Raw genomic sequence first — 6,255 nt, 5'->3', positions numbered from 1 at the left:
AATACCAGATCTACGCGCTTGTGTCTGGAGTTCAGAGGTGTGATCTTCCTATCTGCGCGTAAACGCTAATTATATTGTGACATTTCCTTGCCAACGGCCGGCCGCGCGACGCGGCCGGCCGTTGTCGAACCGATCGGGGTCAGGCGCCGGCGCCGGCCAGCAGCTTGGTGGCGTCGAGGGTGTCCTCGCCCTTGTTCCAGTTGCAGGGGCACAGCTCGTCGCTCTGGAGCGCGTCGAGGACCCGCAGGACCTCCTTGACGTTCCGGCCGACGGAACCGGCGGTCACCATGGAGAACTGGATCTCGTTGTTCGGGTCGACGATGAACGTCGCGCGCTGCGCCACGCCGTCCGCGGTGAGGATGCCGAGGGCCTCGGTCAGCTCGCGCTTGAGGTCGGACAGCATCGGGAACGGGATCTCGTGCAGGTCCGGGTGGTCCTTGCGCCACGCGAAGTGCACGAACTCGTTGTCGACGGACGCGCCCAGCACCTGTGCGTCGCGGTCGGCGAAGTCCTCGTTGAGGCGGCCGAACTCGGCGATCTCGGTCGGACACACGAAGGTGAAGTCCTTGGGCCAGAAGAAGACGACGCGCCACTTGCCCTCGTAGGACTTGTGGTTGATCGTCTCGAACGCGTTCTCGGCGTCCAGCGAGACGCACGCAGTCAGCTCGTACTCGGGGAACTGGTCACCGACAGTAAGCACGAATGCTCCTTCGCCATGAGAAAGGGTCGCCTCCACATGAGAGGCGCAGGGAGGGCCGCGGGGGTTATCCGCCTCAGCAGCCGATGTCACTCAGCGTGCCTCTGATCGATCAAAAAGAGAAATCGATGAATCTCAAGAATGCGATAGGACTTCCCTATCAATCCCTCGGATAGTGCTGTGACGTGGGAAGATGAGCTGTCCGGGTGCCACTGAACGTCCATCCAATAGACGTAAATCACACAGACTCGCCCTAAATCGAGCCTAACGCTGCGTAGCGCAGCAAGTGTAGAGGTTCCGGGGCGTCCACTACGCATTGAGTGACGAAAGCCGCACGACCGGACGTTAACGCCTTCTTTCGGCCGCACTCGTTTCTAGAGTTTCCCCATGGCTGTGAATTGGGCGGCAGAGCCCGTCGAAATGCCGGGTGCGGTGCGGTACACACTGACCGCCGGAGACCGGCCCACGGACCGGTGGCACGTCTCGGTGGCATTACCGCCGCCCAGCTTGGAGGCGGTTGCAGGGCCGGGCCCGTTCCCCGCGCTGTACCTGCTAGACGGCTTCCTGACGTTCACCGCCACGGCACAGATCGCGCAGAACACGCTGGCGTTCTCGCTGGGGCAACTGCGGCCCGTCGTCATCGTCGGCATCTCACCCGCGACCGACGACTCCCGCCGCTTGCGGGCGCAACGCGTGCGCGATCTGACGCCGACCGGCGCCGCGCCCAGATACCAGGGCGGCCGAACCCCGTACGGGACGGGCGGCGCCGGCGCGATGCTCGACCTGATCGGCGGGGTGATCGCGCCGCACCTGGAGTCGGCCCACCCCCTCGACCCCGCCGACCGAGGACTCGGCGGCTTCTCCCTCGGCGGGCTGTTCACCTGCTGGGCCCTCGCACACCGCCCGGACGGATTCCGCCGGTTCCTGGCGGTGAGCCCCTCATTGTGGTGGGACGACCATCTGCTGCTCGATCATGAACGAGCGCCCATCGCCGACCGCGGCCCCAGCGACGTCTACCTGGCCGTGGGCGAACTGGAGGACGGCCCGGACCGGAGCTGGCCGATCATGACCGCCGACATGCGCGAGGATCTGGCCGATCTCGACATGGTCGCCGACCTCGCCGCCTTCACCGCCCGGCTGCGCGGCGGGCGGAACATCGGCGTCCGCAGCGAGGTCATCCCCGACGAGCAGCACGCGACCGTGTGGCCGTCCGCCGTGACCCGCGGCCTGGTGCATCTCTACCGCACCGACCGCCGCCCCGCCCCGGACGGCGGAGGCGGCGGTTCGGCCGTCAATCGCTGAAGGCCGCCTTCAGGACGTCCCGGAGCGGGGTCGGGGGCCGGTTCAGCATGCGTCCGAGTGTGGGGTCGACGTCCGCGAACTCGCGCTGGCGGCTGGCGGCGAACATGTCCACGAGCATGTCCGCCGCGAACTCGGGGACGCCGCGCGCGACCACCCCGGCGCGGAACTCGGCGTCCGGCACGACCACGTGCTCGATCGGCCGTCCGGAGAACTCCGAGGCGAGCGCCGCGACGCCGGCCATGTCGATCGCCTCGCCGCCGGTGAGGCCCGGGGTGATGCCGTCGAAGGTCTCCTCGGCCAGGGTGATCGCGGTGGCCTCGGCGAGGTCGGCGTGGGCGGTCCAGGAGACCGGCCCGTCCTCCGGTACGGCCAGTTCGCCGCTCTGGAGCGCGGCGCCGACGAGCGCCACCGTCGTGGACGCGTAGAAGCCGTTGCGCAGCGAGGTGAACGGAACGCCCGAGGCCCGCAGCAGTTCCTCCGTGGCGGCGTGGTCCGGCATGGGCGGGAAGAGAGAGGACGGGTTCGCGCCCATGTGGCTGGTGTAGAGGATCCGGCGGGCGCCCGCCGCCTTGGCCGCGCCGATCGCGCCACGGTGCAGGCGCAGCAGGTCCTCGCCGATGGAGTTGGCGGAGACGATCAGGATCTGCGCCGCGCCCTCAAACGCGTGGGCGAGGCTCGCCGGGTCGGCGAAGTCGCCCCGTCGCACGCGAACGCCCCGGTCCGCGAGGTCTTTCGCCTTCTCCACGTCGCGGACGCTCGCTCCGATCCGCTCCGCGGGGACGCGTTCGAGCAGCCGCTCGACGGTCCCGCGGCCGAGCTGCCCGGTGGCGCCGGTAACGATGATCATGCGGTTCTCCCTTGCCTCGCGACGCGTCGGCGGCGCGCACGGCGACCGCACCGCTCCACGTCGTGAATCAGTGCTAACAGTCCAACGCTAACACTGCTAAGCAATCAACGCTAACGGGCTTCTGTTATCGTCATTAGCGTGCAGGTCGATGACGTAGTGGCCGGGGACGGCCCGCGGGAGCGCATCCTCGCCGCCACCGCCAAGCTCCTCGCCGAGGGCGGCCGGGAGGCGGTCTCGACACGTGCGGTCGGTGCCGAGGCCGGAGTCCAGGCGCCGACGATCTACCGGCTCTTCGGCGACAAGCAGGGCCTACTGGACGCCGTCGCCACCGAGGGCTTCGCGACCTACCTGAGCACCAAGTCCACCCCCGAGCCCGACACCGACCCGGTGGACGACCTGCGGGCCGGGTGGGACGAGCACCTCCAGTTCGGCCTGGCCAACCCGGCCCTGTACCTGCTGATGTGCGAGCCGCGCCCCGGCGCGATGCCACCGGCGGCGGCCGCCGGGATCGAGATCCTCGCCGCCCGCGTCCACCGGATCGCCGAGGCGGGACGGCTGCGCGTCAGTGAGGAGCGGGCCGTCCAGCTCGTCCACGCCGCCGGTAGTGGCACGACGATCGCGCTGATCGCGATGCCCGAGGCCGCCCGCGACCTCGAACTGTCGGTCATGGCCCGCGAGGCGGTCATAGCCGCGATCACGACCGACGCCCCCGCGCCTTCAGCGCCCGGCCCGGTCGGCGCCGCCGTTGCCCTCCGTGCCGTCCTGCCTCAAGCCACCGCCCTGACCGAACCGGAACGCGGCCTCATGCGCGAATGGCTCGACCGCATCACCGACGCACCTCGCTGACGTCCTACTTGTGGATGCTCAGTGGCAGGGCTGGGCGGTGCCGACAACGGCCAGATGCAGGTGGATGGACGAATTGAGCCAGAAACCCCAGCACAGGTCGTTGCCGCAGCGCAGGTTGTAGAGGGCCGTCCCGAACCGCGTCTCGTCCGGGATCGCAGTAGCCTCCCGACCCACCTGCCCCCTGACCTGCTCCCACTGACCGCGAAGCCACGCAACCGCGTCCTCCGGTGTGACCGGCGCGTGCCGGATCGTCGGGGACGGCTTGTGAAGCCAGGCACGGACCTCGCGCGGCGCAAGCTCGCTACTGCCGTCCCGGCGCGCCTGGTCGTCCCCGTAAGTACTGGCGTCCATACGGGACGCGTGGCAATGCCAATGCAGCCCTTGCCGTCGCCAGTCGTCACGGTCTTCATCCCGCCAATAGGCGTCGTAATCGAATGGCCGGATGGTCACGGGCCGAGCCTCCCACCAAGCGGGCCCCGCCCAGGGGGGAACGGGGCCCGCGGTCTGATGTGCGTCAAATGTCGAATTCGTGGTTCTTGACGCTCTGGATGAAGCCCTCCCATTCATGGCGGTCGAACTCCAGGAGGTCGCCGGTCTTGGTGTCCCGGACGGCGACCATTCCGTCCGGTGCGTCCACGACGTTGGTCGCGACCTCGACGCACCCGCACCCGGAGTCCTCCCCGTTGCACAAGGTGCCCTTGACGAACTCGTACGGCCGGTTCATGAACTCCTCCTCACGGACGCGGGCAGGACGGCCCACACGCTCTTGCCCCCGTGCTCGGGACGGCAGCCGTGCTCCTCGGCGAGGGTCGCGATGATGCCGAGCCCCCACCCGCCCGGGTCCGGCGCGTCGTCCGGCAGGGGCTCCGTCGGCATCGCGAGGTCGGGCGTGGACGCCCGCGGCTCCTCCGGGCAGGCGTCCCACACCTCGATGCGCAGCCCGCCGGGGACGAGCGCCAGGCGCAGCGTGATCGCCTGGTTTCGCACCACCCGGACGGAATTCGTCAGCAACTCGGACGCCACGAGGACCGCGTCGTCCACCGTGCTCCGCGGGAGCCTCCACTGGAGGACCTGCGACTCCACGATGAGACGGCCCTGCTGGACGGCGTCGGGCGTCGCGAGAAGGCTTCGCCGCAGAGCAGCGGGCCCGGCCGACGTTCTCTCGATCATGGCGCTCACCGCCGGCCCTCCCTCGCCAGCTCGTCCTGCTGGGCCATGAGGTCGCCGAGCGTGTGGAGGTCGCCCGCGGTGAGCGTGGCGACCAGGCGGCCGTCGCCGTTCCGGATCATCTCGGGCCGGCGCAGCTGCACCGTCCACAGCCCGGTGCCGCCCGCCCGATAAGGCTCCGCCCATCGTCCCTCGACCGGCTGGACGGCCGGAAGCGAGTCCGTTTCGTCTATGAAGTCATCCTTGCGGAATTTGTCGATACCCATTCTCGTGATCGCCTCTGTCGCGGACAGTTTCGTCTTTCGCGCCACAGGTTGACTTGCTCGTCATAGGCTTGTCATTATTGCCGACAACATCAGAAAATAGATGAAGTGCGGAGGTACGTGATCATGGTCCGTCCGTCCCCCGACCCGCACGAGTCGATCTACGCCTTCATGGCCTACTACCTGCGCTTCCTGCGCCTGCGGCACGGCCTGACCCAGGCCAACGTCGCGAAGGTCCTCAACTGCTCGATCGGTCAGGTTTCCAAGTACGAGTCCGGCGAGAAGCAACTCGGCACCCGCGAGTGCACCGCCCTCGACAAGGCCTGGGACACCGGCGGCGTCTTCACCATCTGGCTCGGCTACGCAAAACTCGGAATCGACGCAAACGCCCCATCCCGCCTCGACCGCTACTACCGCAAGGCCATCGAGCACTGCATGTTCGCAAACAGTGTCGTGCCACTTCCTCTTCAGGTCGAGGACTATGCGCGGGGCTTGCTCGAAGCAGGTCATGCTGCTGGATTCGTCCACGATGTCGAGGAGACTCTCGCTGCACGGATGGAACTACAGGCCGCCATGTTGGATGGTCAGCCGCAGATATGGGCCGTACTCGAACAGGGTGCTGTGCGGTCAGCGGGGACGGTCGCAGTGATGGCCGCACAACGGGACTACCTGCTACAAATGGGTAGATTGTCCTACGTATCGATACGTATACTGCCGTTCGCAGCCGTGCCCCACATCGGCCTGGACGGACCGTTTTACTGTTGCACCCTTCCAGGTCGCCGCCACGCGGCCTTCTCTAGCAGCGCGCTGGGGATGGGACGGGTCATCGACGATCAGATGGAGGCCGCCGCCGTGGCTCTGAGGTTCAACCGGATTGCGGCACGGGCTTGGAGCGAAGATCAATCCCGAGAGTATCTATCCAGGATGGATGGGCAACGTGATGGCTTGGCGGAAGAGTAGTTACAGCCATGGTGGCGGCACGACAGACTGTGTCGAACTGGCCGCCCTTGAGCCGCATGTGGGTATTCGCGACAGCAAGGATCCTTCGGCGTCGCATCTGGTCATCGCGAAAGAGCAGCTTGCTGATCTCGTCGATCGGATCAAGGTGGGGGACTGCGATCTCCGCTGATCGG

At 67.6% G+C, this 6,255-nt stretch carries 10 protein-coding genes; 4 read left to right on the top strand and 6 right to left on the bottom strand.

What is annotated here, in order from left to right; all coding sequences use genetic code 11:
* Positions 1 to 139: 139 nt before the first annotated feature.
* Positions 140 to 700, bottom strand: coding sequence for a peroxiredoxin (locus tag ABZ806_RS09195; RefSeq protein ID WP_500216350.1), 561 nt, complete (start codon positions 698 to 700; stop codon positions 140 to 142).
* Between the two features lie 384 nt (positions 701 to 1,084).
* On the opposite strand from ABZ806_RS09195, the gene ABZ806_RS09190 reads away from it, so the two are divergent.
* Positions 1,085 to 1,999 (top strand): alpha/beta hydrolase, encoded by a 915-nt coding sequence (locus tag ABZ806_RS09190; protein WP_500216349.1) that lies wholly within the window; start codon positions 1,085 to 1,087, stop codon positions 1,997 to 1,999.
* Here the strand turns inward: ABZ806_RS09190 and ABZ806_RS09185 are convergent.
* The gene (locus tag ABZ806_RS09185) at positions 1,989 to 2,846 is read right to left on the bottom strand and encodes an SDR family oxidoreductase (RefSeq protein ID WP_500216348.1); all 858 of its coding nucleotides are present in this window, start codon (positions 2,844 to 2,846) and stop codon (positions 1,989 to 1,991) included. The two genes, ABZ806_RS09190 and ABZ806_RS09185, sit on opposite strands and share 11 nt — an antisense overlap.
* Positions 2,847 to 2,984: 138 nt before the next feature.
* Between ABZ806_RS09185 and ABZ806_RS09180 the strand changes: the two genes are divergently transcribed.
* Complete coding sequence (locus tag ABZ806_RS09180; RefSeq protein WP_500216347.1) at positions 2,985 to 3,692, top strand: TetR/AcrR family transcriptional regulator; 708 nt, start codon at positions 2,985 to 2,987, stop codon at positions 3,690 to 3,692.
* An 18-nt stretch (positions 3,693 to 3,710) separates the two neighbouring features.
* Here the strand turns inward: ABZ806_RS09180 and ABZ806_RS09175 are convergent, their stop codons facing one another.
* The 4 genes from ABZ806_RS09175 to ABZ806_RS09160 form a co-directional block, all read right to left on the bottom strand.
* Entirely contained in the window at positions 3,711 to 4,142 is a 432-nt protein-coding gene (locus tag ABZ806_RS09175; protein WP_500216346.1) for a hypothetical protein, read from the bottom strand.
* Positions 4,143 to 4,206: 64 nt separating this feature from the next.
* The gene (locus tag ABZ806_RS09170) at positions 4,207 to 4,416 is read right to left on the bottom strand and encodes a DUF397 domain-containing protein (RefSeq protein ID WP_500216345.1); all 210 of its coding nucleotides are present in this window, start codon (positions 4,414 to 4,416) and stop codon (positions 4,207 to 4,209) included.
* Positions 4,413 to 4,862, bottom strand: coding sequence for an ATP-binding protein (locus tag ABZ806_RS09165; RefSeq protein ID WP_500216344.1), 450 nt, complete (start codon positions 4,860 to 4,862; stop codon positions 4,413 to 4,415). Before ABZ806_RS09165 ends, ABZ806_RS09170 begins: the two co-directional genes overlap by 4 nt.
* A gap of 5 nt (positions 4,863 to 4,867) precedes the next feature.
* Positions 4,868 to 5,125 (bottom strand): hypothetical protein, encoded by a 258-nt coding sequence (locus tag ABZ806_RS09160; protein ID WP_500216343.1) that lies wholly within the window; start codon positions 5,123 to 5,125, stop codon positions 4,868 to 4,870.
* Positions 5,126 to 5,248: 123 nt separating this feature from the next.
* Between ABZ806_RS09160 and ABZ806_RS09155 the strand changes: the two genes are divergently transcribed.
* Positions 5,249 to 6,082, top strand: coding sequence for a helix-turn-helix domain-containing protein (locus ABZ806_RS09155; protein ID WP_500216357.1), 834 nt, complete (start codon positions 5,249 to 5,251; stop codon positions 6,080 to 6,082).
* A complete protein-coding gene (locus ABZ806_RS09150) occupies positions 6,051 to 6,251 on the top strand; it encodes a DUF397 domain-containing protein (RefSeq protein ID WP_500216342.1) in 201 nt (66 codons plus the stop codon). Before ABZ806_RS09155 ends, ABZ806_RS09150 begins: the two co-directional genes overlap by 32 nt.
* The last annotated feature ends 4 nt before the right edge of the window (positions 6,252 to 6,255 follow it).

The sequence above is a fragment of the Spirillospora sp. NPDC047418 genome, from assembly GCF_040643275.1.
In the GTDB taxonomy this organism is placed as follows: domain Bacteria; phylum Actinomycetota; class Actinomycetes; order Streptosporangiales; family Streptosporangiaceae; genus Spirillospora.
Note: the sequence above shows the minus strand (reverse complement) of the source record. Positions and strands in the feature narration are given on the sequence as shown.